The sequence below is a fragment of the Klebsiella sp. PCX genome (genome assembly GCF_021869705.1).
GTDB lineage: Bacteria > Pseudomonadota > Gammaproteobacteria > Enterobacterales > Enterobacteriaceae > Klebsiella > Klebsiella quasipneumoniae.
Genome location: NZ_CP091527.1, coordinates 4,626,046 through 4,645,329, shown reverse-complemented (window position 1 = coordinate 4,645,329; position 19,284 = coordinate 4,626,046). Strand labels below are relative to the sequence as shown.

The window sequence follows — 19,284 nt, the reverse complement described above, 5'->3', positions numbered from 1 at the left end:
TCACCAACGTGTAACTTATTATTTGGGTAAGCTTTTAATGAAAACTTTTACAGCTAAACCAGAAACCGTAAAACGCGACTGGTATGTTGTTGACGCGACCGGTAAAACTCTGGGCCGTCTGGCTACTGAACTGGCTCGTCGCCTGCGCGGTAAGCACAAAGCGGAATACACTCCGCACGTTGATACCGGTGATTACATCATCGTTCTGAACGCAGAAAAAGTTGCTGTTACCGGCAACAAGCGCGAAGACAAAATGTACTACCACCACACCGGCCACATCGGTGGTATCAAAGAAGCGACCTTTGAAGAGATGATTGCCCGCCGTCCTGAGCGTGTGATTGAAATCGCGGTTAAAGGCATGCTGCCAAAAGGCCCGCTGGGTCGTGCTATGTACCGTAAACTGAAAGTTTACGCGGGTAACGAGCACAACCACGCGGCACAGCAACCGCAAGTTCTTGACATCTAATCGGGATTATAGGCAATGGCTGAAAATCAATACTACGGCACTGGTCGCCGCAAAAGTTCCGCAGCTCGCGTTTTCATCAAACCGGGCAACGGCAAAATCGTTATCAACCAGCGTTCTCTGGAACAGTACTTCGGTCGTGAAACTGCCCGCATGGTAGTTCGTCAGCCGCTGGAACTGGTCGACATGGTTGAGAAACTGGATCTGTACATCACTGTTAAAGGTGGTGGTATCTCTGGTCAGGCTGGTGCGATCCGTCACGGTATCACCCGCGCTCTGATGGAGTACGACGAGTCCCTGCGTTCTGAACTGCGTAAAGCTGGCTTCGTCACTCGTGACGCTCGTCAGGTTGAACGTAAGAAAGTCGGTCTGCGTAAAGCACGTCGTCGTCCGCAGTTCTCCAAACGTTAATTGTTTTCTGCTCACGCAGAACAATTTGCGAAAAAACCCGCTTCGGCGGGTTTTTTTATGGATAAAACGACTGTTATCCACAAGCTTACCGCCGGTTCTCGCCACTTTTTCAGCATTTCCAGAATCCCCTCACCACAACGTCTTCAAAATCTGGTAAACTATCATCCAATTTTCTGCCCAAATGCTGGTGATTGTTCATTTTTTGTTTTATTCGTGAACGAAGGTGACATCGCGCTAATGGGGTTTTTACATCTGGCTGGCCATGAGTGGCTGGCAGCAGTACAAAATTCTGAATATACCTGGAGGTTTTCATGGCTGTCGCTGCCAACAAACGTTCGGTAATGACGCTGTTTTCTGGTCCTACTGACATCTATAGCCATCAGGTCCGCATTGTGCTGGCCGAGAAGGGTGTCAGTTTTGAGATAGAGCACGTGGAGAAGGACAACCCGCCTCAGGATCTGATTGACCTCAACCCGAATCAAAGCGTACCGACGCTGGTGGATCGTGAGCTCACTCTGTGGGAATCCCGCATCATTATGGAATACCTGGATGAGCGTTTCCCGCACCCGCCGTTAATGCCGGTTTATCCGGTGGCGCGTGGCGAAAGCCGTCTGTATATGCAACGTATCGAGAAGGACTGGTATTCGCTGATGAACACCATCCAGAGCGGTACCGCAGCGCAAGCTGATGCTGCGCGTAAGCAGCTGCGTGAAGAACTGCTGGCCATCGCGCCGGTCTTCACCCAGAAACCTTACTTCCTGAGCGATGAGTTCAGCCTGGTGGATTGCTACCTGGCGCCGCTGCTGTGGCGTTTGCCGGTTCTCGGTGTGGAGCTGGTTGGCGCAGGCGCGAAAGAGCTCAAAGGCTATATGACTCGCGTATTTGAGCGTGATTCCTTCCTCGCTTCTTTAACTGAAGCCGAGCGTGAAATGCGCCTCGGTCGGGGCTAAATAATGGATGTATCACAGCTGACGCCGCGTCGCCCGTATCTGCTGCGGGCGTTTTATGACTGGCTGCTGGATAACCAGCTGACGCCGCACCTGGTGGTGGATGTCACACTGCCGGGCGTGCTCGTGCCGATGGAGTACGCGCGCGACGGGCAAATCGTTCTCAATATTGCTCCGCGAGCGGTAGGTAATCTTGAGCTGGCGAACGACGAAGTGCGCTTCAACGCGCGCTTTGGCGGCGTGCCGCGCAACGTGTCTGTCCCGCTGGCTGCGGTACTCGCCATCTATGCCCGTGAGAACGGCGCTGGCACGATGTTTGAACCGGAAGCGGCCTATGACGAAGACGTCAGCAGCCTCAACGATGATGACGTCGCGCCTGAGAGTGAAAGCGAAACGGTGATGTCGGTGATTGATGGCGATAAGCCGGACAATCACGACGACGATCCTGACGACACGCCGCCGCCGCGCGGTGGTCGCCCGGCGCTGCGCGTCGTGAAATAATCCTTACCAGGCCCTTCGGGGCCTGTTTTATGCTCTCTGCAAAATTCTTGTGTTAAGATGGAACAGCCGTCACATGCTGTCACAAATCACGCAATGGTCCCTATGAGCGCATTTGATCCACAAGCCGAAGATACCCCATCCTCCATTGGCAACAGCCTTGGCCGCCGTCCTCTGGCGCGCAAAAAACTGTCTGAAATGGTGGAAGAAGAGCTGGAGCAGATGATCCGGCGCCGGGAGTTTGCGGAGGGTGAACAGCTGCCGTCCGAACGTGAGCTGATGACCTTTTTTAACGTCGGACGTCCTTCGGTTCGTGAAGCGCTGGCGGCGCTGAAGCGTAAGGGACTGGTGCAGATCAGCAACGGCGAACGCGCTCGCGTTTCCCGGCCTTCAGCGGACACCATCATTGGCGAGCTTTCCGGCATGGCGAAAGACTTTTTGTCTCACCCTGGCGGTATCGCGCATTTTGAACAGCTGCGTCTGTTTTTTGAGTCCAGTCTGGTTCGCTATGCCGCAGAACACGCCAGCAATGAGCAGTTGGAAAAGCTGACGCAAGCGCTAAAGATCAACAGTCAATCGCTGGATGACAATGCGCTGTTTATCCGCTCTGACGTTGAATTTCACCGCGTGCTTGCGGAAATCCCCGGTAATCCAATCTTTATGGCTATCCATGTGGCCCTGCTGGACTGGCTAATCGCCGCCCGGCCAACGGTGCCCGAGCGCGAACTGCACGAACATAACAGCGTCAGCTATCAACAGCATATCGCTATTGTTGATGCTATTCGTCGTCGCGATCCTGACGAAGCCGATCGCGCCCTCCAGACCCACCTCAATAGCGTATCCGCCACCTGGCACGCCTTAGGTCAGAAAGCCTGATCTCATAGTTTACCCTCACGATCCTGAGGATCGTTTAGTGAAGTAGATCGCATTATAAGCGTTCTCTATTACTCTGCTGCTTATTTGATCTGGTATAACAGGTATAAAGGTACATAGTTAATCATTAAAAATTCACAAAGAGGTAGATATGGCGGTCAATTTACGTGGGGTTATGGCGGCGTTGCTTACGCCGTTCGATGGGCAGCAAAAACTGGATAAAGAGAGCCTGCGTCGACTGGTGCGATTTAATCTGCGCCAGGGTGTTGATGGACTATATGTTGGAGGATCTACCGGTGAAGCCTTTGTCCAGAGCGGCACAGAGCGTCAGGAAGTGCTGGAGATCGTAGCGGAAGAGGCGAAAGGCAAAATGACTCTTATCGCCCATGTCGGCTGCGTGAGTACCCTCGAAAGCCAGCAACTGGCAAGGGCTGCGGTAGGTTATGGCTACGATGCTGTCTCCGCCGTCACGCCGTTCTATTATCCGTTTAGTTTCGAAGAACACTGCGCGCATTATCAGGCCATTATTGAGTCGGCTGATGGCTTGCCGATGGTGGTGTACAACATCCCGGCGCTAAGCGGCGTGAAGCTGACCCTTGATCAAATCAATACCCTGGTGACGCTGCCTGGCGTCGGTGCGCTAAAGCAGACTTCAGGCGATCTATTCCAGATGGAACAGATCCGACGGGCTCATCCGGATCTGGTGTTGTACAACGGTTACGATGAGATATTTGCCTCAGGCCTGTTGGCAGGAGCTGATGGCGGTATTGGGAGTACTTACAACATCATGGGCTGGCGTTACCAGGGAATGGTCGCGGCGCTGAAAGTGGGTGATGTTGCCAAAGCACAGCAGCTGCAATGTGAGTGCAATAAGGTAATCGACCTGTTGATTAAAACCGGCGTATTCCGTGGTTTGAAAACCGTATTGCACTATATGGATGTGGTCTCTGTGCCGCTGTGCCGTAAGCCGTTTGCACCGGTAGACGAAAAATTCTTGCCGGAGCTGAAAGCGCTGGCGCAGCAGCTAATGCAGGAACACGGCTGATCGGTAGCCGGGTGGCGACAGTGCTTTCCGGCCTGCGGTTGCTCTTTCCTGGCCGGGCAAGCGAAGCCCCCTGGCGCGACAACAAACATCGTCGGGAGAGTAAAATGAGTACACTGCCCCAGAACATCCCGTGGTACCGCCATCTTAGCCGTCCCCAGTGGCGGGCTTTTTCCGCCGCCTGGCTCGGGTATTTGCTTGATGGTTTTGATTTTGTATTAATCGCCCTGGTGCTCACCGAAGTGCAGGGGGATTTTGGCCTGACGACCGTTCAGGCTGCAAGTCTCATCTCAGCGGCTTTCATTTCTCGCTGGTTTGGCGGTCTGATGCTTGGCGCGATGGGCGATCGCTATGGTCGACGCCTGGCGATGGTGACCAGCATTATTCTGTTCTCTCTCGGTACGCTGGCCTGCGGTTTTGCGCCGGGTTACACAACAATGTTTATCGCGCGTCTGGTTATCGGTATGGGAATGGCTGGAGAGTACGGCTCCAGCGCCACTTACGTTATCGAAAGCTGGCCGAGGCATTTACGCAATAAGGCCAGCGGTTTTCTGATTTCCGGGTTTTCCGTTGGCGCAGTTATCGCCGCGCAGGTTTATAGCCTGGTGGTACCCGTCTGGGGCTGGCGCGCGCTTTTTTTCATCGGCATTGTTCCCATCGTATTTGCCCTCTGGCTGCGGAAAAATATTCCGGAAGCCGAAGACTGGAAAGAGAATCATGAAGGCAAAGAACCGGTACAGACTATGGTCGATCTGCTTTATCGCGGCAAGCATCGGGTTATTAACATCCTGATGACCATCGTGGCGGCGACTGCCCTATGGTTCTGTTTTGCCGGTGGCTTACAAAATGCAGGTATCGTTCTGCTGCTGGGCGTAATGTGCGCGGTGATATTTATCAGCTTTATGGTGCAGAGCAGCGGTAAACGCTGGCCTACGGGCGTGATGCTGATGGTGGTGGTACTTTTCGCCTTCCTTTATTCATGGCCAATTCAGGCGCTGCTGCCGACTTATCTGAAAACCGAGCTGGCCTATGACCCGACGACGGTGGCAAAGATTTTGTTTTTCAGCGGGTTTGGCGCGGCGGTTGGCTGCTGTGTGGGCGGATTTCTCGGGGACTGGCTGGGCACCCGCAAGGCCTATGTTTACAGCCTGCTGGCTTCACAGTTGTTGATTATTCCGGTCTTTGCAATTGGCGGCACAAACATCTGGGTTCTTGGCCTGCTTCTGTTTTTCCAGCAGATGTTAGGGCAGGGGATCTCCGGGATCTTGCCAAAACTGATTGGCGGCTATTTCGATACCGATCAGCGGGCGGCTGGACTTGGTTTTACCTACAACGTGGGGGCGCTGGGAGGCGCGATTGCGCCGGTGCTGGGTGCCTTAATTGCTCAGCGTTTGGATTTGGGTACCGCGTTGGGATCGCTCTCTTTTGGTCTGACCTTCGTTGTAATCCTGCTGATTGGGCTGGATATGCCGTCCCGCGTACAGCGCTGGATTCGGCCGGAAGCGATACGAACTCATGATGCGATCGATGGTAAACCTCTAATCGGAGCGGTGCCTTTTGGTGGTAACAAAAGCGGTTTAGTTAAGACCAGATAACAACAGCCCGGCTGCGGTGCCGGGTGTGCATATTTATCAGGGAGCGAGTATGTCTTTGCTTAAAGAATTGGATTTACGCATTAGCGCTAACGGCGGTCTTATTGTTTCCTGTCAACCGGTACCCGGCAGCCCATTGGATAAGCCGGAGATCGTTGCCGCGATGGCGCTGGCGGCGGAGCAGGCCGGGGCGGTCGCGTTGCGCATTGAAGGCGTAGAGAATCTGCGCGCGGTACGCGCGCAGGTAAAGGTGCCGATTATCGGCATTATTAAACGCGATCTGGATGATTCGCCGGTAAGGATCACGCCCTATCTGGAAGATATCGATGCATTGATGCAGGCTGGCGCCGATATTATCGCCGTTGATGGCACAGAGCGAGCGCGCCCTGTTCCAGTGGCAACGCTACTGGCGCGTATCCACCAGCATAAGCTAGTGGCGATGGCCGACTGCTCCTCTCTTGAGGATGGCCTGGCCTGTCAAGCTCTTGGCGCGGAAATCATCGGCACTACGCTGTCGGGCTATACCATGGCGTATACCCCGGATGAACCAGATCTGGAGCTGGTGAAAGCGCTGGCGGAGGCCGGCTGCAGGGTGAATGCGGAAGGGCGCTACAACACACCGGCTCAGGCAGCGGAAGCCATACGCCACGGTGCGTGGGCGGTGACCGTTGGTTCTGCGATTACCCGCCTGGAACATATTTGCCAGTGGTATAACACGGCGTTAAAAGAGACGAAGTCATGACGACGCTGGCGATAGATATTGGCGGTACGAAGCTTGCTGCGGCGCTGGTAACGGATGACCTGCTGCTCTGCGATCGTCGCGAGCTACCCACTCCTGCCAGCAAAACAGCGGATGCTCTGAACACGGCGCTGGAGGCGCTTGTCAGGCCTCTGTGCATGCGGGCAAAGCGCGTCGCGATAGCCTCGACCGGGATTATTCGTGAAGGAAACCTGATTGCAATTAATCCACAGAATCTTGGCGGACTCATGCACTTCCCGCTGGTAAAAACGTTACGAGAAATAACCGGTCTGCCAACGCTGGCGATAAATGATGCTCAGGCGGCAGCCTGGGCGGAATACCAGGCGATGGCTGATAAGGTCAGCGATATGGCGTTTATTACCGTTTCTACCGGGGTTGGCGGCGGCGTGGTGAGCAACGGTACTTTACTTACCGGGGCCGGAGGCCTGGCCGGACACCTGGGGCACTCGTTAGCCGATCCTGACGGACCGCTTTGCGGCTGCGGTCGCGTCGGCTGCGTAGAGGCTATTGCTTCCGGACGGGGAATCGCCGCGGCGGCAACTGACGATCTCTGCGGACTGGATGCGAAATCTATTTTTACTTTTGCGGCGCAAGGCCACCCGCAGGCGCGTTTACTCATTCAGCACTCGGCACAAACTTTGGCGCGGATGATTGCCGATCTTAAAGCGTTGACCGATTGCCAGTGCGTGGTCGTTGGCGGCAGTATTGGCCTGGCGGATGGGTACTTACCGTTGGTGAAGGACTATCTGGCGCAAGAACCGGCTATTTACCAGGTTCCATTATGCGCAGCACACTATCGCCATGATGCTGGCCTGCTGGGAGCGGCGCTATGGGGCAAGGAGAGAAGCCATGATAATCGGTGATGTAAACAACCCATTGTTGGCTGGCGTGTCGTCGGGACTACAACAGGCGATATCCCTCGCCCTGGATCATGATTTATCGAGTCTTTCTCCCGGAAGCGTTGAACTTCAAGGGGATAATGTCTTTATGAATGTGATGCAGTTTATGACGGAGTTACCGGCAGATAAAAAGGCTGAACTACATACGAAGTTTATCGATATCCAGATATTACTGGCGGGCGAAGAGCAGATTTTTTTCGGTGTAGCCGGCTCCGCAATGCAGTGCGAGGAGATGCACGTTGAGGAGGATTATCAGCTGTGCAACGCGATTGATGGCGAACAGTCGGTCATTCTGAGGCCAGGTATGTTCGCGATCTTTATGCCGGGTGAACCGCATAAGCCAGGATGCGTAATAACCGAGCCCGCAGAGATAAAAAAAGTGGTGATTAAAGTAAGCGCAAATTTGTTAAGCGCATAAATAAGCCCGATGGGATTAACCATCGGGCCTGAGTCCCATACCCGGATAAAACCGCTATCCGGGTATTCGCATTACACTTCCAGGTAGTTCAGGATCCCGTCCGCCGCTTTACGTCCTTCGGCAATCGCGGTGACCACCAGGTCGGAACCGCGCACGATATCGCCACCGGCGAAGATTTTCGGGTTGCTGGTCTGGAAGGCGTTCTCGCTGCCTTCCGGGGCAATGATGCGGCCTTGGGAGTCCAGCTCGACGCTGTGCTTCGCCAGCCACTCCATGCTGTGGGGACGGAAGCCAAACGCCATGACGACGGCGTCTGCCGGCACCACGTGCTCAGAGCCGGGAACGATCTCCGCGCGACGGCGGCCTTTTGCATCCGGCTGGCCCATCTCGGTGCGCGCCATCTTCACGCCGCACACTTTGCCGTTGGCATTCACTTCCACACCCAGCGGCTGGACGTTGAACTGGAACTCCACGCCTTCTTCACGCGCGTTTTTCACTTCGCGTTTTGAACCCGGCATGTTCTCTTCGTCACGACGATAGGCGCAGATCACGTGAGCCGCATTCTGACGGACGGAGGTGCGTACGCAGTCCATCGCGGTGTCGCCACCGCCGAGAACCACCACGCGTTTGCCTTCCATGCTGACGTAGGGCTCATCGGCGGTTTCGCCAAAGCCCATGATCTGCTTGGTATTGGCGATCAGGAACGGCAGCGCGTCGTAGACGCCCTGGGCGTCTTCGTTGTCCAGCCCGCCGCGCATTGACTGATAGGTGCCAACGCCGAGGAACACCGCATCGTACTCTTTCAGCAGGTCGTCAAGCTGCACGTCACGGCCCACTTCGGTATTGAGTTTGAACTCAATGCCCATGCCGGTGAAGATCTCCCGGCGGCGGGTCATCACCTCTTTTTCCAGCTTGAACGCCGGGATACCGAAGGTCAGCAGGCCGCCGATTTCCGGATGGCGGTCAAACACCACCGCCTTGACGCCGTTACGGGTCAGGACGTCGGCACAGGCGAGGCCCGCCGGGCCAGCGCCGATGATAGCGACGGTTTTACCGGTCGGTTTCACGCCGGAGAGATCCGGACGCCAGCCCATCTCGAATGCTTTATCGTTGATATAGCGTTCGATGTTGCCGATGGTCACCGCGCCGAACTCATCGTTCAGCGTACAGGAGCCTTCACACAGGCGGTCCTGCGGGCAAACGCGCCCGCAGACTTCCGGCAGGGTGTTGGTCTGGTGCGACAGCTCAGCCGCCTCAAAAATACGTCCCTCGTTGGCCAGCTTCAGCCAGTTCGGGATGTAGTTATGCACCGGGCACTTCCATTCGCAGTACGGGTTGCCGCAGGACAGGCAGCGATCTGCCTGCGCCTTGGCCTGGCCTTCTGAAAACGGCTCGTAAATTTCCACAAATTCAATTTTACGGATCTTCAGCGGTTTCTTTGGCGGATCAACGCGCTGCAGGTCGATAAATTGATAAACGTTCTGACTCATCTTAACCCCTTACTGCGCCTGCACCCGCAGCTCAGCTGCGGAACGACTACGGTGACCCAACAGTGCTTTAACATCGCTGGACTTCGGTTTAACCAGCGCAAACTTCGCGGAGAAGGCCGGCCAGTTGGCGAGGATCTCTTCGCCGCGTTGCGAACCGGTAAGCTGTACGTGCTCGGTGATTAAACCGCGCAGGTGCTCTTCATGGATGGCCAGAGAGTCAACGTCCAGCACTTCCACCAACTCCGGATTCACGCGCTTGCGGAAGTCGCCATCTTCATCCAGGACATAGGCAAAGCCGCCGGTCATCCCTGCGCCAAAGTTGACGCCGGTTTTACCGAGCACGCAGACGATGCCGCCGGTCATATATTCACAGCCGTTGTCGCCGATGCCTTCCACCACGGTAATGGCGCCGGAGTTACGCACCGCGAAACGCTCACCTGCGCGGCCTGCGGCGTACAGACGACCACCGGTCGCGCCGTACAGGCAGGTGTTGCCGATAATGCTGGCTTCGTGACTGCGGAAAGCGGAGCCCACCGGAGGACGAATGGCCAGCAGACCGCCCGCCATGCCTTTGCCGACATAGTCGTTGGCGTCGCCCGTCAGATGCAGTTCCACGCCGCCGGCGTTCCACACGCCGAAGCTCTGGCCCGCGGTGCCGCTAAAGTGAGCGACGATCGGGTCGCCCGCCAGTCCCTGGTCGCCATGGGTCTGGGCGATATACCCGGACAGCGAGGCCCCCACGGAGCGGTCGGTGTTGCGGATATCGAACCAGAACGTTTTGCTCTGCTTTTCATCAACGTACGGTTTCGCCTGCTGCAGCAGCTGGGCGTTGAGCACGCCGTTATCGAACGGCGGGTTATTTTCGGTGCAGTACAGCGCTTTGCCAGGATGCGGCTCTGCGGTCTCCAGCAGTTTACCCAGATCCAGTTTCTGCTGCTTGGCGGTGAACCCATCCAGCTCTTTGAGCAGATCGGTGCGGCCAATCAGATCCACCAGTCGCTTGACGCCCAGCTGGGCCATCAGCTCGCGGGTTTCACGGGCGATAAATTCAAAGTAGTTGGTCACTTTGAACGGCAGACCGTGATAGTGGTTCTTACGCAGTTTGTCATCCTGGGTCGCCACGCCGGTCGCGCAGTTGTTCAGGTGACAAATACGCAGGTATTTACAGCCCAGCGCCACCATCGGGCCGGTGCCGAAGCCGAAGCTTTCCGCGCCAAGGATCGCCGCTTTGATGATATCGAGGCCGGTTTTCAGGCCGCCATCCACCTGCAGACGGATCTTGTGACGCAGACCGTTAGCGACCAGCGCCTGCTGGGTTTCCACCAGACCAAGCTCCCACGGACAGCCGGCATATTTCACTGAAGTGAGCGGGCTTGCTCCGGTGCCGCCGTCGTAGCCGGCGATGGTGATCAGATCGGCATAAGCCTTGGCTACGCCGGTGGCGATGGTGCCCACGCCCGGTTCAGAAACCAGCTTGACCGAGATCATCGCTTTCGGGTTGACCTGCTTGAGGTCGAAAATCAGCTGCGCCAGATCCTCGATAGAGTAGATATCGTGGTGCGGCGGCGGGGAGATCAGCGTCACGCCCGGTACCGAATAGCGTAGTTTAGCGATGTACGGGGTGACTTTATCACCCGGCAGCTGACCGCCTTCACCCGGCTTCGCGCCCTGGGCGACTTTGATCTGAATAACGTCGGCATTGACCAGATAGGCTGGGGTGACGCCGAAGCGGCCGGACGCCACCTGCTTGATGCGCGACACTTTATTGGTGCCGTAGCGCGCCGGGTCTTCACCGCCTTCACCGGAGTTGGAGAAGCCGCCGATGCTGTTCATCGCTTCCGCCAGCGACTCGTGCGCTTCCGGACTCAGGGCGCCGATCGACATCGCTGCGGTATCGAAGCGTTTAAACAGCTCCTTCGCCGGCTCCACGTCGTCGATGCTGATGGCATCTTCGCCCGGGTTGAGCGCCAGCAGATCGCGCAGCGTGGCCGCCGGGCGTTCGTTAACCAGCTTCGCGTATTGTTGATAATCGCTGTACTCACCGCTCTGCACAGCCTGCTGCAGGGTGCGCACCACGTCCGGGTTGTAGGCGTGATATTCGCCGCCGTGAACGTACTTCAGCAGACCGCCCTGAGCCAGCGGCTTGCGCGCCAGCCAGGCGCGTTTCGACAGATTCAGCAGATCCTGCTGGAAATCGTCGAAGCCGGCGCCGCCGATGCGGCTGACCACGCCCTGGAAGCAGAGATCGGAGACATCGCGATGCAGACCGACCGCTTCGAACAGCTTCGAGCAGCGGTAGGAGGCGATGGTCGAGATCCCCATCTTGGACATGATCTTATACAGACCTTTGTTGATACCGTTGCGATAGTTCAGCATCACCGCACGGTACGGTTTATCGATGGCTTTGCTGTCGACCAGCTTCGCCAGCGTTTCATAGGCGAGGTACGGATAGATAGCTGTCGCGCCGAAGCCCAGCAGCACGGCGAAGTGGTGCGGATCGCGGGCGCTGGCGGTTTCAACGATGATGTTGGCATCGCAGCGCAGACTTTTATCGACCAGACGGGTCTGGATCGCGCCAACGGCCATCGGCGCCGGCACCGGCAGGCGGTCTTTGGCGATGTTACGGTCGGAGAGGACCAGCAGCACGGTACCATCGCGTACCATCTGCTCCGCTTTGTCGCACAGGGCCTTCACCGTCTCGCTGAGGGAAGCCTCTGCCGGGTTGAAGGTGATGTCGAGGACGTCGGCACGATAGTGCTCTTCTTCCATCGTCGTCAGCTGTTTGAAATCGGAGTACAGCAGGATCGGCGATTTGAAGCTCAGACGATGCGCCTGGCCTTCCGCTTCGCAGAAGACGTTCATTTCGCGACCGATGCTGGTGGCCAGCGACATGACGTGCGCTTCACGCAGCGGATCGATAGGCGGGTTCGTCACCTGGGCGAACTGCTGACGGAAGTAATCGTAGATAATGCGCGGCTGGCTGGAAAGGACGGCAAACGGCGTGTCATCGCCCATAGAGCCGACCGCCTCCTGGCCATTTTCGCCGAGCACGCGCAGAACCGAGTCCAGCTCTTCCGCGCTGTAGTTAAACTGTTTCTGGTAGCTGGCCAGCAGATCGTCGTCCAGCTGGCGGCTGCCAACCTCTTCGTCCGGCAGATCTTCAAACGGCACCAGGCGACGAACGTTTTTCTCCATCCACTCTTTATACGGATGGCGGCTCTTCAGATCGTCATCGGTTTCCGCCGAGTGCAGAATGCGTCCGGCACGGGTATCGATAACCATCAGCTCGCCCGGGCCCACGCGGCCTTTTTCAACCACTTCGTCCGGCTGGTAGTCCCAGATGCCGACTTCAGAGGCGCAGGTGATGAGCTTATCTTTGGTAATGACGTAGCGCGCCGGGCGCAGGCCATTACGGTCGAGGTTACAGGCCGCGTAGCGACCGTCGGACATGACGATGCCCGCCGGGCCGTCCCATGGCTCCATATGCATGGAGTTAAAGTCGAAGAACGAACGCAGCTCCGGATCCATATCCGGGTTGTTCTGCCAGGCTGGCGGCACCAGCAGACGCATGGCGCGCACGATGTCCATCCCGCCGGCCAGCAGCAGCTCCAGCATGTTGTCCATTGAACTGGAGTCGGAGCCGGTTTCGTTAACGAACGGCGCAGCGTCGTGCAGGTCCGGGATCAGCGGGGTCTGGAACTTATAGGTACGGGCGCGAGCCCACTGGCGGTTGCCGGTGATGGTGTTGATTTCACCGTTGTGCGCCAGGTAGCGGAACGGCTGTGCCAGCGGCCAGCGTGGTACGGTGTTGGTGGAGAAGCGCTGGTGGAACAGGCAGATAGCCGACTCCAGGCGCAGGTCCGCGAGGTCCAGGTAGAAGCGCGGCAAATCCGCCGGCATACACAGACCTTTATAGATGTTGACCAGGTTGGACAAGCTACAAACGTAGAAATCTTTGTCTTCCTGCAGGCGTTTTTCAATGCGACGACGCGCAATAAACAGACGGCGCTCCATATCGCGCGGGCGCCAGCCGGCCGGGGCGTTAACAAAGATTTGCTCAATACGGGGCAGCGAGGAGAGGGCGATTTCACCGAGCACGCCTTCGTTGGTCGGCACATCGCGCCAGCCGACGATCGACAGGGTCTCAAGCTGAAGTTCTTCTTCAACGATGCGGCGCGCCGCTTTCGCCAGTTCAGGATCTTTATTCAGGAACAGCATCCCAACGGCGTAGTTTTTGGCTAAACGCCAGCCGCGCTCTTCGGCAACGATGCGGAAGAAACGATCGGGTTTTTGCAGCAGCAGACCGCAACCGTCGCCGGTTTTACCATCGGCAAGGATTGCGCCACGGTGCTGCATGCGGGCCAGTGCGTGTATCGCGGTTCGCACTACCTTGTGGCTAGGTTCGCCTTCTATGTGGGCGATCAGGCCGAAACCACAGTTATCCCTCTCAAGGGATTTGTCGTACAACATATCAGTGAACCTCCCCAGGCTCTACGGACCCCCTCCGATACCGATTGCGCACAGGCACAGAAAGAGCATGGCGACGGGGTTTGCACCTCGCATTCGCCCTCTTTAAATCCTTTTCGCATCGGTACACAAGTTTGAGGACTTGCTGTTAAGAGGGAATCTCAATTACTGCATAAATATGATGAGCAGAGTGCTCATCCAGAAAGCTTCCAGCGGATTCCCAACTTATCGGGAATCCACACTTACGTCAAATGGCAATCTTATTAATACAAAAATGTGCTATGCAGGTATTAAATTGTTGTTTTTAAAATAAATAATGCCATTTTTTATGCTTTGGATACGCCTGCAGAGGGTAAGGCTAGTGTGATCTGTCTCACTGTGCGCGCGGCTTTGCATTACCGATCTACGCTGAAATACATTTCATTATTAGCACATTTGACTGCTGTAAATGTTTGTGATGGATATTAATACTGTTTTTTACCATAAAGCAGATTAGGGCCGCGCGATGATGAAATATAAGGAAAACTCATTACCCTGCGGGTGAATGAAATTGCAGTAATCATGATTGTTTATGCAATGGGATGATTCGCCGCGCTGACGATTGATCCAGGTCATCGCCGTCGGTGACGAAAAGTGGCAGGCTTGGCCCCCTTTGTTGAGGCCGGTCTATCAGATTATGCAGTTACAGAAATTAGTCAATATGTTTGGTGGGGATCTTCTGCGCCGCTATGGTGAAAAGGTCCATAAGCTAACGCTGCACGGCGGTTTTAGCTGCCCGAACCGCGACGGCACGCTGGGCCGTGGCGGTTGCACATTCTGTAACGTGGCCTCGTTTGCGGATGAAGCGCAGCAGCATCGATCCATCGCCGAACAGCTCGCCCATCAGGCGCAGCTTGTTAACCGGGCAAAGCGTTATCTGGCCTACTTTCAGGCCTATACCAGCACCTTTGCTGAAGTGCAGGTGCTCCGCTCGATGTATCGTCAGGCCGTCAGCGAGGCGAATATCGTTGGCCTCTGCGTTGGCACCCGCCCGGACTGCGTGCCGGAGGCGGTTCTCGACCTGCTCAGTGAATACCACCAGCAGGGGTATGAGGTTTGGCTGGAGCTGGGGCTGCAGACCGCCCATGATAAGACCCTGCATCGCATTAACCGCGGGCATGATTTCGCCTGTTACCAGCGCACCGCGCGTCTGGCGCGTGAGCGCGGACTGAAGGTATGCGCGCATCTGATCGTCGGCCTGCCCGGGGAGAGCCAGGAGCACGGCCTCGAGACGGTGGAGCGGGTCGTGACCACCGGCGTGGATGGCATAAAGCTGCATCCGCTGCATATTGTGAAAGGCAGCATTATGGCAAAAGCATGGCAGGCCGGTCGTCTCGATGGCATCGAACTGGAGGCGTATACCGTCACCGCCGGGGAGATGATCCGCCATACCCCGCCGGAGGTGATCTACCATCGCATATCGGCCAGCGCCCGTCGGCCGACGCTGCTCGCGCCGCTGTGGTGCGAAAATCGCTGGACCGGAATGGTTGAACTGGATCGCTATCTGAATGAGCAGGGCGCTCAGGGTTCGGCGCTGGGCCGCAGCTGGGTCGCGCCCCAGTCGGCGAAATAGTCTAAGAGGATGCCCGGCGTGATGGCTGCGCCGGGCATGGCTTTCCTGTCAACTAAGCCTGGCTGGCTTTCATCGTCACACGCGGCGTTTTGATCACGAACAGCACCAGCAGGGCGCCGAGCGCGGCGATAGTGCCGGCGAGGACAAAGGCGCTGTCGAATTTACCGGTAGACTGCACGATATAGCCGGTGACAATCGGTCCCACGATGCCGGAGACGCTGCCGATAAGGTGGATAAAGCCGCTGGTGCCGCCAACGCGGGATTTATGCACCACGTCCTGGATAATCGCCCAGTAGATCGCTCCGGTGACATAGAGGAAAAAGATGGAGACTGACATCAGCAGAACGGCAGGAACGACGCTGCTGACGGTACCGGCAAGCCCCACACAGATGGCGGCCATCAGCAGACATACCACCAGCACAATTTTGCGTGACAGCAGCAGGCGTCCGGTGAGTTTAAAAATTTTATCGGAAATATAGCCCCCCAGCGCCAGACCGACAAAGCCGACTATCCATGGGATCATGGTGGTGAGGCTCATCTGTTTAATATCGAGATGGTGCTGCTGAACCAGATAGGACGGAAACCAGCTGAGAAAGAAAAACAGAATATAGTTGTAGCAAAAGAAGGCAAAGGCCGTCACCAGTATAATAGGTTGTTTGAGATAATAACCCAGCGAGTGGGCGGTTTGATTTTCAGTTGATTCCAGCGCAGACTCCTCTTGCTTCATATTATTAATGAGCATGAGCTCTTCCCGGCTGACATGTTTATGTTTTTCCGGCGAGTTAGCGGCAATAAAAAACCACACTATCATCCACACAATGCCGATGGCGAAAATAATCATAAACGCCGGGCGCCAGCCGAATGCCAGGGCCAGATAACCGACGATGGGGCCGGCAACCGCGCCGCCCAGCGGAGAGCCGGCGCTGAGCAGCCCCACGGCGGTGGCCGCTTGCTTCTTGGGAAACCAGCCGTTGATCATCTTGTTCGCCGACGCGCAAATCGGGCCCTCAGCCATCCCGAAGAGGACTCGCAGCATCAGCATGGAATAAAAGCCGGTGGCAAAGGCAGTTAAGCCGCAAAACAGCGACCACATCCCCACCGCCAGCCCCAGGACCAGCGTTGCGCCAAACTTATCTACGGCCAGACCGCCAATAAAATTAAATACCGCATAGCCGAAGAAAAAACTGCCGAAAATAATACCAAATTGTTCAGCGTTTAGCGCCAGATCCTTTTCAATCATTGGTACCGTAATGGATAACGCCACCCGGTCCAGATAATTAATCATATATACTAAAAATAATAACAGGACGATAATCCAGCGGATATTTTTTCCCATGATGACACCATGATGATTATATTATTGAGCTCTTGCGCGACGGATATCAATATTCACGTCGCCCGTTATTTAGCATTTAACCCAGCTGCAGCAATACCTTGCAGCAAGTTTTCCGATCGTTGGCGAAAATCTCCATCGCCTCTTTTACCTGCTCCAGCGGCATGCAGTGGGTGATTAACGCCTCAGGCTGGATAAGGCCTTTCTCCATCCAGTCGATAACCAGCGGAAAACGCCCGCTGTTTAGCCGGGAGGAGAAAATGGAGATCTCTTTGCTGGTGATGCTTTGCTGGGTCAGGGTGGACGGCTCGCCGGAGAAGCCGAGTATGCCGATGCGTGCGGCGGGAGAGGCGAGGAGAATGGCCTCCTGAAGGATCGCCGGATGGCAGGCGGCATCGATGATCAGCGTGGGGGCTATCTGCCGCTGCGCCAGCTGTTCCGCCAGCGGCTGGTGAGTGTTATCCAGCGTCAAATCGGCGCCGTTGTCCCGCGCCATCTGCAGACGTTCGGCAATGCGGTCCACTACGATCACCTGCTTAACGCCATACACCCCCTTCAGCGCCTGGATCGCCGTCAGACCCATCGGACCTGCGCCGTAGATCAGGGCGATATCCTGCGCCGTGGGCTGCAGCTGGGCGGTAATGTTTGCCGCAATGGTAAAAGGCTCAACCATCGTCGCCTGACGATCGCTGATGGCCTCCGGAATGCGCCAGGCGTTTTTCGCCGGCACGCAGGCGTAGTCGCTGAATCCGCCGTCGCGGTGAACCCCGATGACCTGGAGCTGCGCACAGACATTCGGCCGCCCCACCGAGCAGGGATAACAATGGCCGCAGCTGACGACAGGGTCGACCGCGACGCGCTCGCCGATGCGTGCCGAAGAGACCTGCTCGCCGACGGCATCAATGATGCCGAAGAATTCATGGCCGATAACGCGAGGATATTTCGCGAAGGGGTTATGGCCTTGATAGATATGCACATCGGACCCGCAGATCCCGGCAAAGGCGATTTTCACCCGGACTTCGTGGGCGCCCGGAGCGGGAACCGGACGGGATTCGATGTTCAGTTGGCCTGGCTCTTTGACAACGACGCTTCTCATTTCTGTTTCTTCCCTTGTCTGTTTTCTGAACAAATAGCGTTATTTTTATTACCATACAAGTATGCAATTGATCATAACTAGCTCTGGATCACATTTGGCGAAGGTCGTCAGAAAAAGCCCGGGAATGATTAATTTATTGAAATAAATTGAGAAAAATTATGAATGCCGCGAAAGCGACCTTACCGACGAGCCGGTCAGCAGGAATGTGATCGTCATCACGACAGTTAAGGCTCAATCAATTATGATTACTGGTATGGTAGTAGGGTGAAATTAAACTATGTTGAGCAGGTGATGACGATGCAGATGACAATGCGCTGGTTTGGACCAGAGGAAGATAAGGTTTCATTAGAGCATATACGCCAGGTGCCCGGCGTGGAGGGAGTGGTCGGCGCGCTCTATGACGTCGCGGTCGGCGAGGTATGGCCGGAGGATAAAATTGAGCGTCTGGTCAGCCAGGCCCATGCCGCAGGCCTGAAAATGGAGGTGATAGAGAGCGTCAACATCCATGACGACATCAAAATCGGCCTCCCTTCCCGTGACCGCTATATTGCCAACTATCAGCAGACCATTCGCCACCTTGCCCGCTTCGGCGTCAAAGTCATCTGCTATAACTTCATGCCGGTGTTTGACTGGATGAAGACGGATATGAACTACGTCCTGCCGGATGGCTCTTTGACGATGGCTTTTGAGAAGAAAGATATCGATAAGCGGCTGGAAGACGTAGTGAAGGAGGTCCTGGAGAATTCAAACGGCTTCGCGTTGCCGGGCTGGGAGCCGGAACGGCTGGCGGAGGTGCAGACCCTGTTTGCCAAATATAGCGCGGTGGATGACCACAAGCTGCGGGAGAACCTGGTCTATTTTCTGCGGGCGGTGATCCCGGTTTGCGAAGAGGTGGGCGTGAAAATGGCGATCCATCCTGACGATCCGCCGTACTCGATATTTGGCCTGCCGCGTGTGGTCAAAAACCGCGACGATCTGGACTGGATCTGCCGGGCTGTCGATTCACCCGCCAACGGCATTACCCTCTGCACCGGCTCGATTGCCGAAGATCCGGATAACGACGTATACGCTATTCTGGCTGAGTTTACCCGCCGTAAGCGGATCCATTTTGCCCACGTCCGCAATATTAAACTGATGCAGGATAAAGACTTTTACGAGTGCGCCCATCCGTCAGAATACGGCTCCCTGGATATGTACAAGGTGATGCAAGCGTTGCACGACAACGGCTTCGACGGCTATATACGCCCGGATCATGGCCGTTTTATCTGGGGAGAGACCGGACGCCCGGGCTATGGTTTATACGATCGCGCACTCGGGGTGACCTACCTCAAAGGTCTCTGGGAGGCGCTAAGCAAGCGCTAGCCTCCTCCTGACCATGCCTCT

The 19,284-nt window shown here is 56.1% G+C and carries 17 protein-coding genes; 13 read left to right on the top strand and 4 right to left on the bottom strand.

Features of this window, described 5'->3' with window-relative positions; translation table 11 throughout:
• The first annotated feature begins 37 nt into the window (after positions 1-37).
• The 11 genes from rplM (at position 38) to nanQ (ending at position 7,903) form a co-directional block, all read left to right on the top strand.
• A complete protein-coding gene (rplM, locus tag GQR96_RS22225) occupies positions 38-466 on the top strand; it encodes a 50S ribosomal protein L13 (protein WP_002918559.1) in 429 nt (142 codons plus the stop codon).
• A gap of 15 nt (positions 467-481) precedes the next feature.
• On the top strand, positions 482-874 hold the full coding sequence (rpsI, locus tag GQR96_RS22220; RefSeq protein ID WP_000829818.1) for a 30S ribosomal protein S9: 393 nt from the start codon (positions 482-484) through the stop codon (positions 872-874).
• A gap of 57 nt (positions 875-931) precedes the next feature.
• Positions 932-1,216 (top strand): hypothetical protein, encoded by a 285-nt coding sequence (locus GQR96_RS22215; protein WP_136023330.1) that lies wholly within the window; start codon positions 932-934, stop codon positions 1,214-1,216.
• The gene (gene sspA / locus GQR96_RS22210) at positions 1,186-1,824 is read left to right on the top strand and encodes a stringent starvation protein SspA (protein WP_002918467.1); all 639 of its coding nucleotides are present in this window, start codon (positions 1,186-1,188) and stop codon (positions 1,822-1,824) included. The genes GQR96_RS22215 and sspA overlap by 31 nt, the downstream gene beginning before the upstream one ends.
• 3 nt (positions 1,825-1,827) lie before the next feature.
• On the top strand, positions 1,828-2,322 hold the full coding sequence (gene sspB / locus GQR96_RS22205; protein WP_002918465.1) for a ClpXP protease specificity-enhancing factor: 495 nt from the start codon (positions 1,828-1,830) through the stop codon (positions 2,320-2,322).
• 93 nt (positions 2,323-2,415) lie between these two features.
• Positions 2,416-3,195 (top strand): transcriptional regulator NanR, encoded by a 780-nt coding sequence (gene nanR / locus GQR96_RS22200; protein ID WP_004206225.1) that lies wholly within the window; start codon positions 2,416-2,418, stop codon positions 3,193-3,195.
• Positions 3,196-3,343: 148 nt separating this feature from the next.
• Complete coding sequence (gene nanA / locus GQR96_RS22195) at positions 3,344-4,237, top strand: N-acetylneuraminate lyase (RefSeq protein ID WP_004206223.1); 894 nt, start codon at positions 3,344-3,346, stop codon at positions 4,235-4,237.
• A 104-nt stretch (positions 4,238-4,341) separates the two neighbouring features.
• Positions 4,342-5,829 (top strand): MFS transporter, encoded by a 1,488-nt coding sequence (locus GQR96_RS22190; RefSeq protein WP_004206222.1) that lies wholly within the window; start codon positions 4,342-4,344, stop codon positions 5,827-5,829.
• Between the two features lie 49 nt (positions 5,830-5,878).
• A complete protein-coding gene (locus tag GQR96_RS22185; RefSeq protein WP_004206221.1) occupies positions 5,879-6,568 on the top strand; it encodes an N-acetylmannosamine-6-phosphate 2-epimerase in 690 nt (229 codons plus the stop codon).
• Positions 6,565-7,449, top strand: coding sequence for an N-acetylmannosamine kinase (locus tag GQR96_RS22180; RefSeq protein WP_023319220.1), 885 nt, complete (start codon positions 6,565-6,567; stop codon positions 7,447-7,449). Before GQR96_RS22185 ends, GQR96_RS22180 begins: the two co-directional genes overlap by 4 nt.
• Positions 7,436-7,903, top strand: a complete 468-nt coding sequence (gene nanQ, locus GQR96_RS22175; protein ID WP_032431149.1) for an N-acetylneuraminate anomerase — start codon at positions 7,436-7,438, stop codon at positions 7,901-7,903. The genes GQR96_RS22180 and nanQ overlap by 14 nt, the downstream gene beginning before the upstream one ends.
• A 71-nt stretch (positions 7,904-7,974) precedes the next feature.
• Here nanQ and gltD read toward each other — a convergent pair whose 3' ends face one another.
• Entirely contained in the window at positions 7,975-9,393 is a 1,419-nt protein-coding gene (gene gltD, locus GQR96_RS22170) for a glutamate synthase subunit GltD (RefSeq protein ID WP_004206218.1), read from the bottom strand.
• A gap of 9 nt (positions 9,394-9,402) precedes the next feature.
• A complete protein-coding gene (gene gltB / locus GQR96_RS22165; protein WP_017899925.1) occupies positions 9,403-13,863 on the bottom strand; it encodes a glutamate synthase large subunit in 4,461 nt (1,486 codons plus the stop codon).
• 673 nt (positions 13,864-14,536) lie between these two features.
• On the opposite strand from gltB, the gene GQR96_RS22160 reads away from it, so the two are divergent.
• Positions 14,537-15,472 carry a tRNA modification radical SAM protein MnmL/YtqA gene (locus GQR96_RS22160; protein WP_004206216.1) on the top strand — a complete coding sequence of 312 codons (936 nt, stop codon included), beginning with the start codon at positions 14,537-14,539 and terminating at the stop codon, positions 15,470-15,472.
• A 52-nt stretch (positions 15,473-15,524) separates the two neighbouring features.
• Here GQR96_RS22160 and GQR96_RS22155 read toward each other — a convergent pair whose 3' ends face one another.
• Both GQR96_RS22155 and GQR96_RS22150 read right to left on the bottom strand, forming a co-directional pair.
• Positions 15,525-16,808, bottom strand: coding sequence for an MFS transporter (locus GQR96_RS22155; RefSeq protein ID WP_004206215.1), 1,284 nt, complete (start codon positions 16,806-16,808; stop codon positions 15,525-15,527).
• Between the two features lie 76 nt (positions 16,809-16,884).
• Positions 16,885-17,901, bottom strand: a complete 1,017-nt coding sequence (locus GQR96_RS22150) for a Zn-dependent oxidoreductase (RefSeq protein WP_004206214.1) — start codon at positions 17,899-17,901, stop codon at positions 16,885-16,887.
• 297 nt (positions 17,902-18,198) lie between these two features.
• Between GQR96_RS22150 and uxuA the strand changes: the two genes are divergently transcribed.
• The gene (uxuA, locus tag GQR96_RS22145) at positions 18,199-19,263 is read left to right on the top strand and encodes a mannonate dehydratase (RefSeq protein ID WP_044524869.1); all 1,065 of its coding nucleotides are present in this window, start codon (positions 18,199-18,201) and stop codon (positions 19,261-19,263) included.
• The last annotated feature ends 21 nt before the right edge of the window (positions 19,264-19,284 follow it).

Bases quoted from the DNA above. Each gene is read 5' to 3' on its own strand.
- rplM (WP_002918559.1), top strand. From the start codon at position 38: ATGAAAACTTTTACAGCTAAACCAGAAACCGTAAAACGCGACTGGTAT.
- rpsI (WP_000829818.1), top strand. From the start codon at position 482: ATGGCTGAAAATCAATACTACGGCACTGGTCGCCGCAAAAGTTCCGCA.
- GQR96_RS22215 (WP_136023330.1), top strand. From the start codon at position 932: ATGGATAAAACGACTGTTATCCACAAGCTTACCGCCGGTTCTCGCCAC.
- sspA (WP_002918467.1), top strand. From the start codon at position 1,186: ATGGCTGTCGCTGCCAACAAACGTTCGGTAATGACGCTGTTTTCTGGT.
- sspB (WP_002918465.1), top strand. From the start codon at position 1,828: ATGGATGTATCACAGCTGACGCCGCGTCGCCCGTATCTGCTGCGGGCG.
- nanR (WP_004206225.1), top strand. From the start codon at position 2,416: ATGGTCCCTATGAGCGCATTTGATCCACAAGCCGAAGATACCCCATCC.
- nanA (WP_004206223.1), top strand. From the start codon at position 3,344: ATGGCGGTCAATTTACGTGGGGTTATGGCGGCGTTGCTTACGCCGTTC.
- GQR96_RS22190 (WP_004206222.1), top strand. From the start codon at position 4,342: ATGAGTACACTGCCCCAGAACATCCCGTGGTACCGCCATCTTAGCCGT.
- GQR96_RS22185 (WP_004206221.1), top strand. From the start codon at position 5,879: ATGTCTTTGCTTAAAGAATTGGATTTACGCATTAGCGCTAACGGCGGT.
- GQR96_RS22180 (WP_023319220.1), top strand. From the start codon at position 6,565: ATGACGACGCTGGCGATAGATATTGGCGGTACGAAGCTTGCTGCGGCG.
- nanQ (WP_032431149.1), top strand. From the start codon at position 7,436: ATGATAATCGGTGATGTAAACAACCCATTGTTGGCTGGCGTGTCGTCG.
- gltD (WP_004206218.1), bottom strand. From the start codon at position 9,393: ATGAGTCAGAACGTTTATCAATTTATCGACCTGCAGCGCGTTGATCCG.
- gltB (WP_017899925.1), bottom strand. From the start codon at position 13,863: ATGTTGTACGACAAATCCCTTGAGAGGGATAACTGTGGTTTCGGCCTG.
- GQR96_RS22160 (WP_004206216.1), top strand. From the start codon at position 14,537: ATGCAGTTACAGAAATTAGTCAATATGTTTGGTGGGGATCTTCTGCGC.
- GQR96_RS22155 (WP_004206215.1), bottom strand. From the start codon at position 16,808: ATGGGAAAAAATATCCGCTGGATTATCGTCCTGTTATTATTTTTAGTA.
- GQR96_RS22150 (WP_004206214.1), bottom strand. From the start codon at position 17,901: ATGAGAAGCGTCGTTGTCAAAGAGCCAGGCCAACTGAACATCGAATCC.
- uxuA (WP_044524869.1), top strand. From the start codon at position 18,199: ATGCAGATGACAATGCGCTGGTTTGGACCAGAGGAAGATAAGGTTTCA.